The following is a 16213-nucleotide window of genomic DNA, read 5'->3' as shown; positions in this document are numbered from 1 at the left end:
CCCGGCCTCGCGGGGAGGGGCGGCTGGTGGGGCCGGATCCCTCACGAGGGGCGCCGATGGGTGGGGGTGGCAGAGGGGCTGTGCCCCGGGTGTGCGGCCGTACGGTCGGGGCAGTCTGGCGGCTGTTGCTCAGGCGGTGCGGAGCAGCGGCCGGCGTCGGTGGGACGGGGGCGGCGCGGTCGAGCCGCGGACGACGAGTTCGACGGGCGGGTCGCCCGCCTGCGGCAACTCGGCGTCGGGCTTGTCGATGGCGTGCACGAGAAGGCGGATGCCTTCCCGTGCGGCGGCGTCGAAGGGCTGACGGACGGTGGTCAGCGGCGGGGATACATAGGCGAAGACGGGGTTGCCGTCGAACCCGACGACACTGATGTCCTCCGGCACCCGCCGCCCGGCTTCCCGCAGGGCTTGGATCAGGCCGATGGCCATCTCGTCGCCCGCGGCTCCGAGGCCAGCGCGCGCCTCGCCGCGTAGCCGGAGGCGGCCGACCTGGCGGTGCTCCCAGGAAGAGGACCGGCACGTCGACACGGAGCGGGACTTCTCCCCTCACGATGGGTTCGGAGACTACGACGCCGTCCACGCCTTGTTCGAGGAGTGACTCCAGGGCGCCTGCGATGTCTTCCGGGTCGCCATCCGGCGTGTTGATCACGCGGAGCGCGTAACCGGCGTCCCTTACGGCCTGTTCGATGTGCACGAGCAGGGAAGCGGTGCCGTAGCCCGCGGTTCCCAGTGCCGACGCCGACGGAACGGGTGCGTCCCGAGGCCAGTGCCCTGGCCGCGTGGTCCAGCCTGTAGCCGAGTTCCTCGGCGGCTGTGAGGACACGCCGACGGGCCTCGTCCGAGACGTACGGCTCGTTGTTGAGAACCCGGGAAACCGTCTTGCGCGACACCCCGGCCAGCTGTGCGACGTCCGCACTGCGCGGCACGGGCGAGGCCGCGCCGCGCCCCACTCCTGGTGTCATGAAGTCTCCCCTGGCTGTGTCCCTGCAACGAAGGGTCCTGCATCGAGCGTGTCAACGACATGATCGCGCGGTCTGACCGCGCGATCATGTCTACGCAGCAGAAGAGCGTGCGTCAAGAGCTGTCACAGCTCCATTTCGATTCGAGACATTGCGGCAAGCATCGCGGCGGCCTGCGAAGACGAGCCCTGACCTACGTCGACGCTGGATGAGGAACGAATGCAAAGCCTTGACAGCAGCCGCGTGGAACGTTCAGTCCTCCTGGCATCCCCGATCGCATCTGTGCGTTCGCGTTTGATTGTGGTCGCTTGTGACTCTCCCTCGTCACATCCCTGTGGGCCGATGTGCCAAGCCTGGGTACGGCCGCCCTGTCAGGAGCCGAAATGCACCCTTCCTCCCTCGGCCAGCCCATGCCGGGCACCAGCCGCCGCACTCTGCTGCGCGGCATCGGCGAAGGCATTCGCCGACATCTATGCGGCGTTCACGAAGCAGTCCGGGATCAAAGTCGACGTCAACACCAAGGACCACAACACCTTCCAGGAGCAAATCAACTCCTACCTGCAGGGCACGCCGGACGACGTGTTCAACTGGTTCGCCGGCGCATCACGCCCGCCTTGGCCGAGCGCTACGCCGAGCACCCGGCAGTCGCATGTGGCGGCCTGCTACTGCGACACCAGCGCCGCCGCCTTCCGCACCTGGCTGCGCCATCGCTACACCGGCGATCCGAAGGCCCTCAACCACGCCTGGGGCACCACCTCTGGAGCCAGTGGTACTACGACTGGGACGAGATCCTCCCGCCCCGCGCCACCGCCGCCGACCCCAACCCGGCCCATCTGCTGGACGGGCGCCGCTTGCGCTCCGACGAGCTGCTGTCGCTGTACACGGCGGAACGCGACGTCCTGCGTGAGGAGGCCCCCTCGATCCCCGTCACCACCAACTTCATGATGAACTTCAGCATCGACGCCCTGGACTGCTGGCGCTGTGCCCCGAGTTGGACATCGTCTCCAACGACCACTACCTGCGCTCCACCGGTCCGGATCGGAGATCGACGTCGCTCTCTGCGGCGACCTGGTGCGCTCCATGGCCGGCGGACCATGACTGCTGATGGAGCACTCCACGGGAGCCGTCGACTGGCAGCCCGTTAACCGCCCCAAGCGGCCCGGCGAGATGCGCCGCAACGCCCTCGCCCACGTCGCACACGGCGCGGACGGCATCGCCTTCTTCCAGTGGCGTGCCGCCAACTGTGACGCTTTGATGGTCGGCCCGGCCGTACCCACGCCGAACTCGCCCGCTTGGGACCCGAATTCGACAAGGCGGGCCCGCTGGTGGTCGGGATCGAACCGGACGCCGACCTCGCGACGGTCTACTCGACGCCGATCAAGTGGCTGATGCAGAAGTACCCGCCGCTCGCGACCCCCGACGGCGGTCCGGACCCCGCGGCGTATCACCGGATCTTCGACCCGCTCTACCGGTGTGCCTTCGACGCGGGCCGCCAGGTGCGGATCGTGCACGCGCGTCAGTTGCCGTGGACGCACGGAGGAGGCCGCATTGCGTCACCCGGTGCTGGTGGCCCCGGCTCTGTACATCGCCGACGACGCGACCCTCGACTGGCTCGCCGCCTACGCCCACGCGGGCGGCCACCTGGTGCTCGATCCGCGCACCGGATACGCCGACCACGAGGCGCGGGCGCGGCTGGAACCGGCGCGGGGACGTCTGGCTGACGTGGCGGGAGTCACGTACGACGAATTCAGCAACCTCCCCGGTGACGTCCCGGTGCGCGCCGTGGCGGGCGGCCCGCTCGAACTGCCGGAGGGCGGTACGTCGACGGCGACACACTGGATCGAGTGCCTGAACGTCGTCGACGCCGAGGTGCTCGCCGAGTACGACACCCTCACTTCGGCCGCTGGCCGGCGGTCACCACCCGCCGCCACAGCGCGGACCGCGTCACCCGCGTCGGCACCGTGCCCGGCCGCACCCTCGCCCGCGCGCTGGCCGCCTGGCCGGCACCCACCGCCCGCCACGGCTGGGGCGATATCCCGGGCATCCGTGACCGTGACCACGGGATGAGTACCTGCAGGCCGGCGTCCTTGGCCCGCTTCGCCAGCTGGGCGGTCTCCTCGATGCTGCAGTGGCCGTTGGCCGGATCGCTGGACGGGTTGACCCAGGTGCGCAGGCTGACGGCGGTGATGCCGTAGCCCTTGAGGATGGGCTGGGCGGGCTGCTGCGGTGCCGCGTCGGCGGCGAGAGCGGTCAAGAAGGCCAGGGCGAGCATGGCTAGCGTGATGTGCCGGTGCCATGAGGTCCAGTGCCTGACCTGGTAGTGGTCGAGGCCGACCTGGCCCTTGGCAGTCTGGAAGCACTCCTCCACGCTCCAGCGGATGCCGGCGACGCGGACCAGTTCGGACAGGGCTACTTCGGTGGGTGACCAGCACACGTAGAAGGCGAGTTCACCGGTGGACCGGTTTCGGCGGATGAGCAGGTGGCGGTGGCTGCCGGTGCCGATGTGGATCCAGGCCCAGTCGTAGTACCTCGGCCCCTTCGCACCGTTGCCGGCGCTGTGCCGCTGCCAGGCCGTGGCGGGCAGACGGCCGGCGACGATGTCTGCACGGACGGCGGTTCGGCCGTGGTTGATCGTCACCCGCATCGAGCAGGCGACGGCCATCACGTAGCCGATGCCGCGTGCCTCGAGGTCAGAGCGGAGTTGAGGGTCCTGGCCGTAGGCTTCGTCGCCGGTTACCCAGGAGGCGGTGATCCCGGCGTCCAGTGCGGGGCAATCATCTCCCCGGCCAAGTTGGGGCTTGGTGGCGAACTGGATGTCCTTGGGGATCCCGGCCGAGTGCCGGCGTTCGGGATCAGAGCACCAGGAGTGTTCGGGCAAGTAGAGCCGACGGTCTATCAGGGCCCGTCCTCGGCTGGTGGCCAGCGCGAGAAACACGCCGACCTGGGCGTTTTCGATGCGGCCTGCGGTGCCGGTGTACTGCCGTTGCACGCCCGCCGAGGCCCGGCCCTTCTTCACGAAGCCCGTCTCGTCGACCACGAGAACGGCGCCGTCGGCGCCGAGTTGTTCGACGGCGTAGGCGCGCAGGTCGTCACGGACGGCATCAGCGTCCCAGCGGGCGTAGCGCAGCAGGCGCTGCATCGGCCCGGGCCGGCTATGGCCCGCCCGTTCGGCCAGCTGCCAGCAGTTCTTCCGCTCGGCGTCCGAGAGCAGGCCGAGCAGGTAGGCGCGGGCCGCAGCCCTGGGCTCCACCCGCCGGAATCGGCCCGCGATCCGGGCCATGACCTGCTCGAACATCGCCCACCAACATGCAGGGTCTACGCTATGGCCTCCCGGCCACCGCACGATCTTCAGGAGTCCACACAACCCCCGATGATCACGCGGTGGCCGTACCCTTCCCAGCCGGGTCCGAGACAAGATCGCGAAGTCAGACTGAAGTACTAGGACGCCGCTGGGCGGCGGCCATGCCGCGGGCGCCGGTGACGGAACCCGCGCCGGCCGGCTGGTCCGGCCTCACTTCCGCCAGAACAGGTGGTGCGTCACACCGCTCGGGCTGGGCACGACGTCCTGGTGGAACCGGTCGAGCAGCTCATCGGGGGACTCCCACAGCCGGGCCCCGGAGCCGAGCTTCGTCGGCACGACCGCCACATGCAGGGTGTCGACGAGGTCGGCCTTGAGGAACTGCCGGATGATCGTGGCCCCACCGCCAAGCCGGACGTCCTGGCCCTGCGCCGCCTCCTTCGCCTGGGCGAGCACCGCGGCCGGGTCGCCGTCGACGAAGTGGAACGTGGTGTCGGAGAGCGTGAACGACGGGCGCTTGTGGTGCGTCATGACGAACACCGGCGTGTGGAACGGGGGCTCGTCACCCCACCACCCCTGCCACTCGTGGTCCTGCCAGGGCCCGCGCTGCGGCCCGAACTTGTTGCGGCCCATGATCTCGGCGCCGATGTTGCGGGCGTAGTCCCGCGTGATGTAGTCGTCCAGACCTCGGCTGCCACCGGGTTCGGAGCGGTTGATGGGTGGGTGGTCGGTGGCAATGGCCCAGGCGAACATGTTCCCCGGGTCGGCATGGCCGAACGGCTTCTCGAGGCTCTGGCCCTCGCCGGCGCCGAACCCGTCGCTCGAGACGGTGAAGTTCTGGACACGCAGCAACTGGCTCATGTCGCTCCTCCTGCTTCGCGCTTTCTGATCACTTGACGAACGGTAGACCGGCCGGGCCGGGAAAACTCATCGCCGCATCGTGCAGTTCTCATCGAGCTCCCGCGGCGGCGCCGGGCGAGCGTCCAGCGGGAGCGGCGGGTCTTCCGGCCCTTGCTTTCGCCGCGGGCGGCCGCGGCCTGGCGGGCCAGCTCCCGGTTGGCCACCAGCACCTCGATCACCTGGCCGTGCGTCAGCTCCGCCCGGGGGATCGGGCGGGCAAAGGGCATCGACGATCCCCGCAACATCCAGCCGGCGCAGAAACTCGGCAGCGACGGGCAGAGCGCCCAAACGCTTGGTCACCACGGACTCGATCACGCACTCCATACGGGGGCGTTCCGTCCGTGGCCGCGGGGACCGGGAAGTCATCGACACACCCGGACCAACGTTGACAGGACCGTGCCGGACACTGCTCGGCCCCGCTCTCCAGCCGAATCAGCGACCCGCGAAATACGGGGCTAGTTGGGCGGCGAGGGCGCGGTCGTGGGCGGCGAAGAGACGGTGGGCGACGTAGTACATCGGGCGGCCTCCTGCTGCTGGTCAGGACGGGGCGCGGCGTGGTTCGGGGAGGGTCAGGGGTCGTTGGGCCGTGTGGTGGCTGGCGGCTTGGACGGCGCGGCTGAGGGCCGCAGCCGGTGGGATGCGGCGGGCGCGGTGGGCGAGGTAGGTGCCGGCCAGGGTGTCGCCAGCGCCGGTGATCTGCCGGATGGTGGGCACGGCGGGCGGGGTGACGGGCCGTTGTGCGCGGCCGGGCTGGAGAACGCGGGCTGGCCGGGGGCCGTCGGTGACGACGGTTTCCGGGCACGGTTGAGGGCCAGCGTGGTGGGTGAGGAGGGTGTGTTCCTCGGCGTTGACGAAGATCGTGGTCGCGTGCCGTAGCCAGGGTGTGGCTTCGGGGATGAGCTGGGGGGCGCTGGGGAGGTGGAAGTCCAGGCTGAAGGAGCAGCCCTGCGCTGTCAGCGCCTGGAGGACGGCGGGGACGTAAAGGGGGCGGCGGCAGCTGATGTGGAAGGCCCCCTCAGGGTGGCAGTGGATCAGGTGTAGGGCGTGGGCAGTGAGGTGCCTGGCGGCGCCGGTGGCGGTGTCGACGGCCGTGACGGTGCCTGTGTCGTCGTAATGGATGGTGAATGCGGCTGACGGCTCGGGGGCGTGGTGGAGGAGGCTCCAGTCCAGGGCGGGCAGGCGCAGGGCGTCGGGCAGTCCGGCAAGGTCGTCTCCGACGGCGGCGGCCGGCGCGACCGGGAGTCCGGCGCGGGCCGCCGCGGCGGCCAGGTGGAGGGCGGCGCCGCCGAGCTGGCGCACCGGGGGGTGGCCAGGGCGGTAGATCTCGTCGAGGGAGATGTTGCCGATCACGATGGTGCGCTGCATCGCGGCTCCCCCTTACGGTCAGGTCTTGGTGTGGGCGCAGTCGGTCAGGGCGGTGCAGGTCGGGCGGCGCGTGCACAGGCGGGCGGGCGGCTGGTTGAGGTAGAGGCGCTTGAAGTAGATCAGCACCAGGTGGGTCCACCACGTCGGAGCCGCATCGCTTGGAATGGTGACGTTCTGGGTGCCGGCGAGCATGCCTAGGGGTTCGGTATGGCGGGCGACGGCGTGCTCGAGCAGGAGACGCAGGTGTTCGTGGGCGGCGGGTCCGGAGGGGAGAGTGAAGCCGAGGACGGGGCCGAGTTTGGTGACCATGCCGGAGTCGACGGGGATGATGCCGCAGTGGTAGCCGCGGGCGTACAGGGCGGCGCACTGGGCGACTTTGTAGGAGGCCCCGCGCACATCGCGGGCGAAGGCGGCGATAAAGGTCTTGGCGTCCCAGGCGACTGGGTCGGTGCCGTCCTTGTCCCAGCGGGCGAGGGTGTCGGCCAGCGAGTACAGGTAGGTCAGGCGCGCCTCGGTCAGGCCGAGCGGGGCGACCAGGTCGCGCGCCTGGTCGTCGTCGAGGTCGGTGAGGGCGTCGAAGCCGAGCGTGTCGGCGCGGGCGAGCACGCCCGCGTAGGTGTCGACCATGCGGTAGTTGATGCGGGTGGACCAGCCGGCGGCGAGCATCCGCATGCGCGGGTCGGTGATGGTGGGCGGCCACCAGCGGTTGTGGTCGTGGTTGGCCTCCACCTCGGCGCGTACGTCGTCGAGGGAGGCGGCGCGGGTGACGAACGCAAGGACGCGGTCGTCGCTGCGTTTGCTGGGTCTGGTGACGGTCACGGCGCTGCTCCTGGGGCGGGCGGACGGGCGTGGGTGGCCATGGCGAGGTTGGAGGAGATCAAGGGGATGCGTAGCCGCTCCTGCAGGGCGGTCGCGGCGGTCAGGGTCCGCCAGCCGGTGCACGACAGTACGAGCGCGTCGGCCCTGGCGAGTGCGGTCTGCGGAAGGCCGGCGCAAAGGTCGAGGATCTGCCTGGGGGTGATGGCGGGGTAGCCGTCGTCCAAGCCAAGGCTGGCATGGGCGAGGACTTGGATGCCGTGTGTGCCCAGGGCTTCGGCTTCGGCGCGGGTGACCGGTTGCGGGTAGGGGGTGGCCAGAGCGATGCGGGCCAGCCGGCGCCGGTGCAGGACGGTGGTGAGGGCGTCGAAGGCGGTGATCACGCCCGGCGGCAGCGCGGGCCCGCCCGTGAAGCCGGCGGAGGTGCACGCCAGGACGACGGCGTCCAGCGGAAGATGGCGCATGGAGTCCACGGCACCGGTGGCGGCGGCCCGCAGCCCGTGCCAGAAGGAGTCATCGACGGCGGTCGTGCGGGAGGCCGGCACGAGCCGAGCGTAGTGGAAGACCACGCCCGGCTCGCCGAGTTGGGGCAACTCCTCCTCAACCGCCACGTTGGCCCACGGCAGCAGCACCCCCACATGCCGCCGCTCCGCCGCTCCCACCGCGGCGGCAGGGTCAGCGGGCACGGTGAGTGCCGTAGATGACGCGCGGGGCGTGCCCGGTGACAGTGATGTCGGCCGGTGTTCCGACCGGGACGGCGGCCCCGGGCTCGATGATCTGGATCGCGTACGAGCCCAAGCGGCGGAACCAAGTGCCGCGCTCGTCGACGAAGTACGCGTGCACGCCGGGGATCTCCAGGCCGACCGGGTAGACGCGTTGTTTCATCGGCTTGTCCCAGATCTGGTCGATGTCGGCCTTCCACGTCTCGAAGTGCGTCGCGGACGGCAGGCCGTCCAGGCTGGCTTCTTCCTCGGCGAGCGGGGTCCCGGGGAAGGCGCGGGCCAGGCGGACGTTCGTGCGGTGGCACATCAGCCCGGCGTCGTAGATCCGCTGCAGGGCCGTGAGGTTGGCCAGGTGCGTGGCATGGGTCTCACCGGGCAGGCCGTAGATGAGGTTGAGGCCGGGCAGCAGCTTCGGCAGCCCGCCCGCGCCGCGCTCGGCGCCGGCTGCGTTCACGTGCTCGACGGCGCGCAGCAAGATGTCTTCGGTGCAGGTCAGCATGTTGCGTTCGATGACGGCCGGGTCAAACGACTCGATTCCCATCGGCGCGCAGTTGCCCTCGGTGCACAGTTCGGCGACCGCAGCCGCGATGCGCTTGCCGACCGGGGCGGCAACTGCCAGCGGGTCGGCGTCGTCGATGTGCAGCATCTCCAGCTCCGGGCACCCCTCCCGGATCCCTCCCAGCAGGGCGCGGATGGCGTCCTCGCTGCGGCCCTGGTAGGAGAAGAAGCAGGTCTGCTGGCCGAGGCGAAAGTGGCGCACCCCCGCGTCGTACAGCTGTGTCGCTTCGGCCAGGACGTCCTCGACCGTGCGGTGCGCGACCGTGGGCGCTTTCCCTGGCTCGTTGCAGAAGCGGCAGAACGCCTTGCGGGTGCAGCCGCGGTACAGCTCCAGCTCCGCGACCGGCGACCACGGCATCTGCTCGATCAGCCCGGTGAACGAGTCACGGTCCGCCTCGAGCTGCCCGTACGGAGCGGGCGTGCGGCTGCCCAGGGCGAGGTCGCCGGAGGTGATGGTGTGCGTGTGGACCGCGTCGAACAGCCCGGCCCAGGAGGCCGGTTCGGACAGCGCCCATGTAGCCATGGGCCCGAGCAGATAGCGGCGGCCGCGCGCGCAGGCCATCGCGCGGGCGATGTCGTCCTGCGAGCCGTTGACCGCGTGCAGGTGCACCGAGGGGACCTTGTCCCCGGCGACCACGACCACCGCTTCGGCGTCCCTCAGCAGCTCAACCGCCTTGTCGCGGTTCACGGTCGCGGAGTACGTCCACCGGTCACTCAGCGGCGCGTCCACGGCCGGGCGGCCGCCGGCCAGGCACCAGCGGACGTCGTCGATCGTCACGTACCGCACCTCGACGCAGGGCCGTGCCCGGCGCAGGGCCGCGTAGGCCTGTCGCACATAGGCGGACAGGTACGGCGGGACACCCAGACCGCTGGGCTCCACGGTGTAGCAGTCCAAGATCACCACAGGGGCGGTCACCGGAACTCCTCTCGTACACCGGTTCATCGGGGCAGGCCGCCCGCGCCGACACGAGCGGCCCGTACCTCCGTCGAACGACGCGCTTCACAACCGGATGCCGGCGCCCGCCGGGGAAGCCCTGACGGTCTGAGGCCAACATCCTTACAGGCGGCACGAGTTCGAACGGAGGGAAAGTTCAGTCAAGCGCCGCGTGCGCTCCGCAGGAAGGGGGAAGGATGGACTCCTCCGTAGTCCCGCGTAGTCCAGGGACGGGGTGACGGAATGACGCGCACACCGCATGCTCAGCACCTCGCGTACCTGATCCGCGCGGCCTGCCGGGAACGCGGCTGGGGCCCCAGCCAGCTGGCGCGCGCCGTGGGCCAGGCCGAGGGCAGCGGTCCTGGCCGATTACAGCGCCAATACGCGCGCAAATGGATGACTGGCGAGCGTACGCCCGACTACTGGTGGCCCTACGTCGCGCACGTTCTCCAACTCGATCCCGACGCCAAATCCATCCCTCAACCACCCGCGTGCGCACCGGCCCACGCCGATACCGTGGCCTCAGTCATCGCGCTGGGAAGGAGCGACCTCGACGTGGACCGCCGGAACTTCCTCACCGCGTCCAGCGGCTACGCCCTCGCCGCCCTCAGCCTGCCCGACCCCGACAGCATCACCCGCCGCGTCAAGAACGCCCCCGCTGGCGCCGTCCGCGTCGGCCGAGGCGAAGTCACCGCCATCAAGATCATGGCCAAAACTCTCGGCGACTCCGCTTCCGAACTCGGCGGCGGCCACGCCCGCCACCTCGCAGTGCGCTACCTCACCGAAGACGTGGCCCCCTGGCTGAACGGCACCTACACCGAGGCCACCGGCCGCGATCTGTTCGCCGCCGCCTCCCAGCTCGCCCACCTCGCCGGCTGGATGGCCCAAGACGAAGGCGACACCCCCGAACTCCAGGGCATCGCCCAGGGCTATTACGCCCATGCCTTCCGCCTCGCCGAAGAAGCCGGGGACCCCGAGCTTGCCGCCACCGCCCTGCGGGGCCTGGCCGTCCAGTGCATCGACCTCGGCTACCGCGCCGAAGCCGTTCAACTCAGCGAAGCCTGCGTCACCTACGGCCGCAATCTCGACAACCCGCGCGCCGTGGCCTACTACAACGCCACACTCGCCAACGCCGCAGCCCAGGACAACAACCGCCCCCTCGCCGCCCAGCACCTTGCCCTGGCCGAATCCGCGATCGGCAAACCGCCCTCCAGCCCCGGCGACTCCTGGGCGGCCCACTACTCCCCCGGTCGCTGGGCCCACGAAACCGGCATGATCCACAGCCGCCTGGGCGACCTCACCGCCGCCGAGGAACACCTCCGCCACGCCCTCGACATCCACGGTCTCGACCGACGCCGCTGTGTCTGGTGGCCGGTCGCCCTCCGGCCGCCGTCGCCGAGCCCGTCTGGCAGGCGATCGTCGAAGCGGGGCGGCGTGCCCCGGGCGGTCAGGACCCGCTCGCGGCCGTCGGCTTCCCCCGGCTTCCCGCCGACTCGGACACCCCGTGGGTGATCCCGGCCGACGCTCGGAGCGTGGACCTCGACGGCGGATCGTGGGGTGCGGGCCGGCTGTCGTGTTCGGGCCGCGGCGTGTGGCGGTGGCAGCCGCTTCCCCGCTTCAGCCTGGACCAGGGCCGGTCGGCCGAGATCGGGACCGCTGGCCAGAGTCCGGCGCTGCGCCTGCGCGCCCTGGTGAACCTGCCGTGGGCCGACCCGGGCGCGCTGGAGGTCAGCAAACCCCGGCGTACGCTGCTCGAACAGCAGCTTGCGCACAGCGCGGTGGCCGGCGCGATGACGATGCTGTCCCGGCGTCGGGGCGCGGAGTTGCCCGCCGCTCGCTGGGAACGGGGGCTCTTTGGCAACTCGGCCCGTTCCATCGGGTACACGTGCACGATCGCCGCGCCGGACGGCGGCCCGGCCGTGAAGGCCTCCGTCATGCTCGCCCTGCCCACCACGATGGAGTCCACCGTGGTCGCCTGCGCGGACGTCCTGATCGAGAATCCGGAGGCGTGGGCCGCGCTCCTCGGTCCCGGCGGGGACACGCAGCTGGGCCTCGACGAGGTCCAGGCCGTGCTGCTCGCCGCGTGGGAGACGGCCGCCGAGCTGCTGCCCGATGTCGTCGGCGACTCGGCCGGGCTGTCGTGGGCCGCCCCACCCACCACCGAACTGCGGATGACATGCGAACAGCCCGCCGACAACGGCGTCCTGCCGGATCTGGACACGCACGTCGACCTGACGCCGCTCGGCCCCAACGACGGCGGCCCCAGGTCGCGGATGGCAGTCACGATCACTTCGGCGCCCGCCATGGTCCGCGCAGAGCGCCAGCGCCTGCTGCGGGAGGCGCTGGTATACATGGCTCGCCAGTTCGGCTACGTCGACGCCGAGGTGGACCTCCTGTAGGACCGGACTGTGCGCACCGGCATTGCGCCAGAGAAGAGAGCGTGGAACCTGGCCTAGCGGAGTGCTTGGCGGTGGGGCCTGTCCGTCGTCGCGGCAGGGCAACCAGCAGGGAGCGCCGAGCTCGAAGTCGATCTGGACGGTGCCGCTCCAGTCGACCGTGTCGGGGACCTCGAAGGCGGTAGCCGGCTGCACGAAGACCCGGAGGAACTTGCCGTGGCCCACCATAGTGAACGCAGAAGCGTCAGCGTGGGGCTGACCTGCGGTGACACCTCCCCGCAGGTGTCCGGGACGCGCCACCAGGTTCCCCCAGCGCAGAGCCGCCTAGCTGATCACGAAGGGAATCAGGGCCACCTCCACATCCCACGGCGTCGATGAAGGGGACCTCAGCACGAAGCTGTACTGGCGGCCATCGTCATCGGGGACAGCCGCAGAGACGCAGCGCGGATGGTTGGTCAGCAGCTGAGTGGCCTTCTCCACGATCGGCTTGGGCTGCGCTGCATGGATGAACAGCGGAAGCACCGCGAAGCGGTCGTAGCGGGTCAGGTAGCCGAACAGCTGGTCGATGGCCTCGTGGAATTTCGAGGCGCCCTTCCAGATTTTGCACTCGCCGACGAGGACATTACGGTCCTCAATCCGCAGCAGCAGATCGGTTTTCCCCGCGCCGTTCAGGCTCTCCGCTGTGCAGCGGCCCGCGAACGCTGCGCCCAGCGCGACCAAGAGGACGTCTCGAATGTCTTCCTCGCCCTTTCCTCGAGTGGTGGATGGAAGGCGTTCGATCTGGTTGCGGGCGTGGCGTAGAACGCGCAGAGCTTCGGTGTAGAGCTCCGCGTCGGCCCTCTCATGATCAGGCCGACGCTCTCCGGCCTTGCGGATGCGCAGGCTGTCCGTGATCTGATAGCCGTCGTATTCGAAGTCACGACGGATCCTGTCGAGCTCTTTCGCCCACTTCTGCTGGGGCGTCTCCTCTCCGGATCCGGTGTATCTCTCCACCTCATTGCGGTAGGCGCGGAGCATCCTCTCGAACACGGCTATGGCGAGGGTGACCTGTTCGGGGTCGCTCCAGGTGATGTGGTCGGCGTAGGAGGAGAAAAGCCGCTTCCTCTGGGCGCCGGAGGTGTCCTTCGGTGGTCCGGGGGTGAAGCCGCTGCCGTCCCAGCAGGCTTGGAGTGGGGAGAGTTCGATCCGTGAGCTGATCTCCCGCATGCAGCTGCGGGTGGGGCCGCTAACGAGGTCTGTCGCCATAAGGGGTGACGTTAGCCTCGATCTTGCATGAGGGTCCGTCAGCTTGCTGACGGACCCTTTCGGCTCGTTCGGGGCAGAGATTCCTGCGGGTGGGCAGGCTGGTGGCCCGGCTGTCGCGTCGGGTGGGCGCCGGGTTCCACGGCTCCAGTTGGGTGGTGCTGCTCGTAGGGGCGGGACGTTGCTGGTCAGCCGGGGTTTGGCAGGGCCGCGAGCCGTTGCAGGGCGTCGGTGATCACACCGGTCCAGGGCCAGTGTTTGGCGAGGCGGAGGATGCGGCAGCGTCCGGTGGTGACGAGCTGAGCGGCCGCGGAGAACAGCCGCAGTCGCAGGCGGCGGGGCTCCCAACGGCGGGCTTGGCCGGTGAGGGCGAGCAGGGGCATCCAGGCCAGGAGGTCCAGGGCGATCTGGATGATCTCCAGCCAGATCTGGTTCTGTGCTGCGTCGTGGAGGGGCAGGTTGCGCAGGCCGGTGGCGCGGGCGGCGCGGATGCGGTCCTCGGCTCGGGCGCGCTGGCGGTGGCGTAGTTCGAGTGAGGCGATCGGCGTGGTGTTGGTGTTGGTGGCGAAGCAGGTCAGGCGCATGCCGTCGGCGTCGGCAAGCGCAACTGGGCGCCGGGGTGCGGCCGTTCCTTCCGCACGATCAGCCGCATCCCCCTGGGCCAGCCCTTGAGGCAGTCGCCGTCGAGTTCGGCCACCCAGGCGCCGTCGCGGATCTCGCCGTCGGGCTCGACGGCCGGCGTCCAGGCCGATGCCGGGACCTTCACAACGGCCTGGTGGATGGCATCGGTGATGGTCATGCCGACCGAGTAGGACAGCCACCGGCCGCGGGCGCAAAGCCAGTCGACGAACTCGTGCGTGCCCCCGCCCGAGTCGGTACGGATCAGCGTCCGCCGTCCGCGCCGGTACTTCTTCGGCAGCTGCGCCAGCGCGAGAGAGGCGGCTTCGATGTGGTCTGCCGCGGTGTTGCTGCCCGCGTTCCCGGGCCGCAGCAGAGCGGCCACCGGCTCCCCGGACCCGCCCCGGCCGTGGTCGACGAACCCCATCAGCGGATGGTGCCCGAAGGTCTTCTTCCAGGTCGCGGCCGCATCCTGCTTCTCGGAATGTGCGATCACCAGCACCCCGTCCAGGTCCACGACCACCTGCCCGGCCGCGTCCGGCGCTGCGTCGCCGGCCAACGTCCATACATGTTCACGTACTTGAGCGCGGGCCTGCCGCAGTGCGGTCAGCGCGCGCTTCCCGTCCGCTGCCAGCGCGTCGATCAGTCGGGAGACCGTCGGATCGGAGGCCACCGGCCCGAACACCGACGGCTCGGCCCGCAGCAGACCGACGTCTGCCAGGCAGCCCCCGCCCAGCGCGACCGCGAGCGCCACATCCAGCAGGACCTTGCCCGGATCATGCACCGCCCGCGGCTTGCGCCACGGTGCCAGCGCCGCCGATATCGCTTGATCCAGACCGGTCTTGCGGACCGTCTCCACCAGCAACACAGCGCCGGCCTGGGAGATCACCCCGCGGCCCCCGCCTTCGGTACGGACACGCGGGTAGGACCCGATACGCTTCTTCACCTGGAGAGTGCTTCTTTCATGCGACGACCTGGACCCTAGACAAGTCCCATCGTTGCAGGTCAGGAGCACTCTCCGCGTTTCCGATCACCCACCGGACGCCCTGCCGCGTGAAAGCGCGAGGCTAGTCCGCCATATGTTGATCTACTGAGGGAAACTTGAGGTTGAAGAGGGAGTTGTCGACCAGGCAGCCCGGGCCGGATCAACTCCTCCACAAGCCTCAGAGACCTGGCAGCAGCATCGTGGACGGATGAGCCAGCCAACCCAACAGGTGGCTCAGGTACCGCATGGCGTCCGGGCTCCCCCCTTGCTGACGACGTCTGCCATGAGCACACACCCGCTTGCCCCTTCACATCGATGAGCCACGGCACATGGCGTTCGCCAGCTTCGCCAACCTCACCGAGACGACCGGCGTGCAGCTCGCCAACTACAGCGGACCTTCGCCAGGTCAACAGAGTCCGGACACCCGTGTCCGAGCGCACGATGGAGATGGTGCAGATGGTCGTCAGCGAACTGCTGACCAAACGCCTGCAAACACGCACCCGGGCCACTCCCCACCTCCAGGCCGTTGACCAGGACAAATACAGAAGTCCGGCTGGAGTACTAGTACTCCAGTTGCAGTTCGCTATCTCTGCTGGTCAGAGGCACCTTCTCGAGTCTATTCGGCTGCTGTGGCGTCAGGTGCCGGAAGTTCGTAGCCTCCACCGTGACGGCGACGGTAGTGGCAGCGTCGTGCGGTTGCCTGGTGGCGGCGCCGCCACCAGGACCAGCTCAGCGCGTGATCTGCTTTCCGCCGGTGTGTCGGTTGGGGACGGTGAACTGCCAGGAGCCGCCGGACTTCTGCCACGGTGAGGGGTGCAAGGGCACAGGAACCGTTTCTGCCACCCCCCTTGCCGTCGTCGCGGCGGACATGGCCGCGAGGAAGGCGTGGGCCAGCATGGCGAGGGTGATCTGCCGGTACCAGCCCGGATAACGTCGGACCTCGTACTGGTCCAAGCCGCATTCGTTCTTCGCGCTCTGGAAGCACTCCTCGATCGCCCACCGGCTGCCGGCTATCCGGGCCAGCTCAGGAACCTCTGTGCCGGCGGGTGCGTAGGCGAGGTAGTAGGCGACCTCTTCCAGGCGGGCGAGGCTGCGGCGGGCCAGGACCCACCGGTCGTGCGTGGGCTGATCGCCGTCGAAGTCGTGGATGGCCGGAAGTTTCGCCGCGGCCCAGTCGTAGACGCGCGGCCCCTTCGCCCCGTCACCGCAGAAATGGCGTTTCCAGGCTTCATTGGGCGCTTGGGCGATGACGAGATCGATCCGGCCCAGCGCGGGGACGGGCTGGGACTTCGGGACGGCCAGGACGTAACCGACGCCGGCTTCCTCCAGCATCCGCCGCAGCCGCCATTCCTGGCCATAGGCCGAGTCTGCAGTCACCCAGGCGATGGGCAGTGGCGAGGCCAGGGCCCGCTGGATCATGGCT

At 69.8% G+C, this 16213-nt stretch carries 9 protein-coding genes and 5 pseudogenes; 4 read left to right on the top strand and 10 right to left on the bottom strand.

What is annotated here, in order from left to right; all coding sequences use genetic code 11:
• Positions 1-129: 129 nt before the first annotated feature.
• A pseudogene (locus ACFPZJ_RS35845) lies at positions 130-959 on the bottom strand (LacI family DNA-binding transcriptional regulator).
• A 438-nt stretch (positions 960-1397) separates the two neighbouring features.
• Between ACFPZJ_RS35845 and ACFPZJ_RS35840 the strand changes: the two are divergent.
• Positions 1398-1556: pseudogene (locus ACFPZJ_RS35840) on the top strand (carbohydrate ABC transporter substrate-binding protein); the annotation flags it as partial.
• Positions 1514-3020 (top strand): annotated as a pseudogene (locus ACFPZJ_RS35835) (beta-galactosidase); the annotation flags it as partial. The pseudogenes ACFPZJ_RS35840 and ACFPZJ_RS35835, both read left to right, overlap by 43 nt.
• 148 nt (positions 3021-3168) lie before the next feature.
• Here ACFPZJ_RS35835 and ACFPZJ_RS35830 read toward each other — a convergent pair.
• The 6 genes and pseudogenes from ACFPZJ_RS35830 to ACFPZJ_RS35805 all read right to left on the bottom strand — a co-directional run.
• Positions 3169-4236 (bottom strand): annotated as a pseudogene (locus ACFPZJ_RS35830) (IS701 family transposase); the annotation flags it as partial.
• Positions 4237-4467: 231 nt separating this feature from the next.
• On the bottom strand, positions 4468-5115 hold the full coding sequence (locus tag ACFPZJ_RS35825) for a dihydrofolate reductase family protein (RefSeq protein WP_381030684.1): 648 nt from the start codon (positions 5113-5115) through the stop codon (positions 4468-4470).
• Positions 5116-5691: 576 nt separating this feature from the next.
• Positions 5692-6519: a carbohydrate kinase family protein gene (locus tag ACFPZJ_RS35820; RefSeq protein WP_381030682.1), complete on the bottom strand. Its 828-nt coding sequence runs from the start codon at positions 6517-6519 to the stop codon at positions 5692-5694.
• An 18-nt stretch (positions 6520-6537) separates the two neighbouring features.
• Entirely contained in the window at positions 6538-7338 is an 801-nt protein-coding gene (locus tag ACFPZJ_RS35815) for a hypothetical protein (protein WP_381030680.1), read from the bottom strand.
• Positions 7335-8021 carry a maleate cis-trans isomerase family protein gene (locus ACFPZJ_RS35810; protein WP_381030678.1) on the bottom strand — a complete coding sequence of 229 codons (687 nt, stop codon included), beginning with the start codon at positions 8019-8021 and terminating at the stop codon, positions 7335-7337. Before ACFPZJ_RS35810 ends, ACFPZJ_RS35815 begins: the two co-directional genes overlap by 4 nt.
• The gene (locus ACFPZJ_RS35805) at positions 8011-9531 is read right to left on the bottom strand and encodes a radical SAM protein (protein ID WP_381030676.1); all 1521 of its coding nucleotides are present in this window, start codon (positions 9529-9531) and stop codon (positions 8011-8013) included. The genes ACFPZJ_RS35810 and ACFPZJ_RS35805 overlap by 11 nt, the downstream gene beginning before the upstream one ends.
• Positions 9532-10065: 534 nt before the next feature.
• Between ACFPZJ_RS35805 and ACFPZJ_RS35800 the strand changes: the two genes are divergently transcribed.
• Together ACFPZJ_RS35800 and ACFPZJ_RS35795 are read left to right on the top strand one after the other, a co-directional pair.
• Complete coding sequence (locus tag ACFPZJ_RS35800) at positions 10066-11061, top strand: tetratricopeptide repeat protein (RefSeq protein WP_381030674.1); 996 nt, start codon at positions 10066-10068, stop codon at positions 11059-11061.
• 20 nt (positions 11062-11081) lie between these two features.
• Positions 11082-11948 (top strand): hypothetical protein, encoded by an 867-nt coding sequence (locus ACFPZJ_RS35795; protein WP_381030672.1) that lies wholly within the window; start codon positions 11082-11084, stop codon positions 11946-11948.
• Between the two features lie 321 nt (positions 11949-12269).
• Here ACFPZJ_RS35795 and ACFPZJ_RS35790 read toward each other — a convergent pair whose 3' ends face one another.
• The 3 genes and pseudogenes from ACFPZJ_RS35790 to ACFPZJ_RS35780 all read right to left on the bottom strand — a co-directional run.
• Positions 12270-13151: a hypothetical protein gene (locus ACFPZJ_RS35790; RefSeq protein WP_381030670.1), complete on the bottom strand. Its 882-nt coding sequence runs from the start codon at positions 13149-13151 to the stop codon at positions 12270-12272.
• 224 nt (positions 13152-13375) lie between these two features.
• Positions 13376-14751: pseudogene (locus ACFPZJ_RS35785) on the bottom strand (IS1380 family transposase).
• Between the two features lie 768 nt (positions 14752-15519).
• Positions 15520-16213 (bottom strand): IS701 family transposase (locus tag ACFPZJ_RS35780; protein ID WP_381030668.1); only part of this gene is annotated, 694 nt, incomplete at its 5' end.

It is taken from the genome of Streptomyces bullii, from assembly GCF_042657145.1.
In the GTDB taxonomy this organism is placed as follows: domain Bacteria; phylum Actinomycetota; class Actinomycetes; order Streptomycetales; family Streptomycetaceae; genus Streptomyces; species Streptomyces bullii.
Note: the sequence above shows the minus strand (reverse complement) of the source record. Positions and strands in the feature narration are given on the sequence as shown.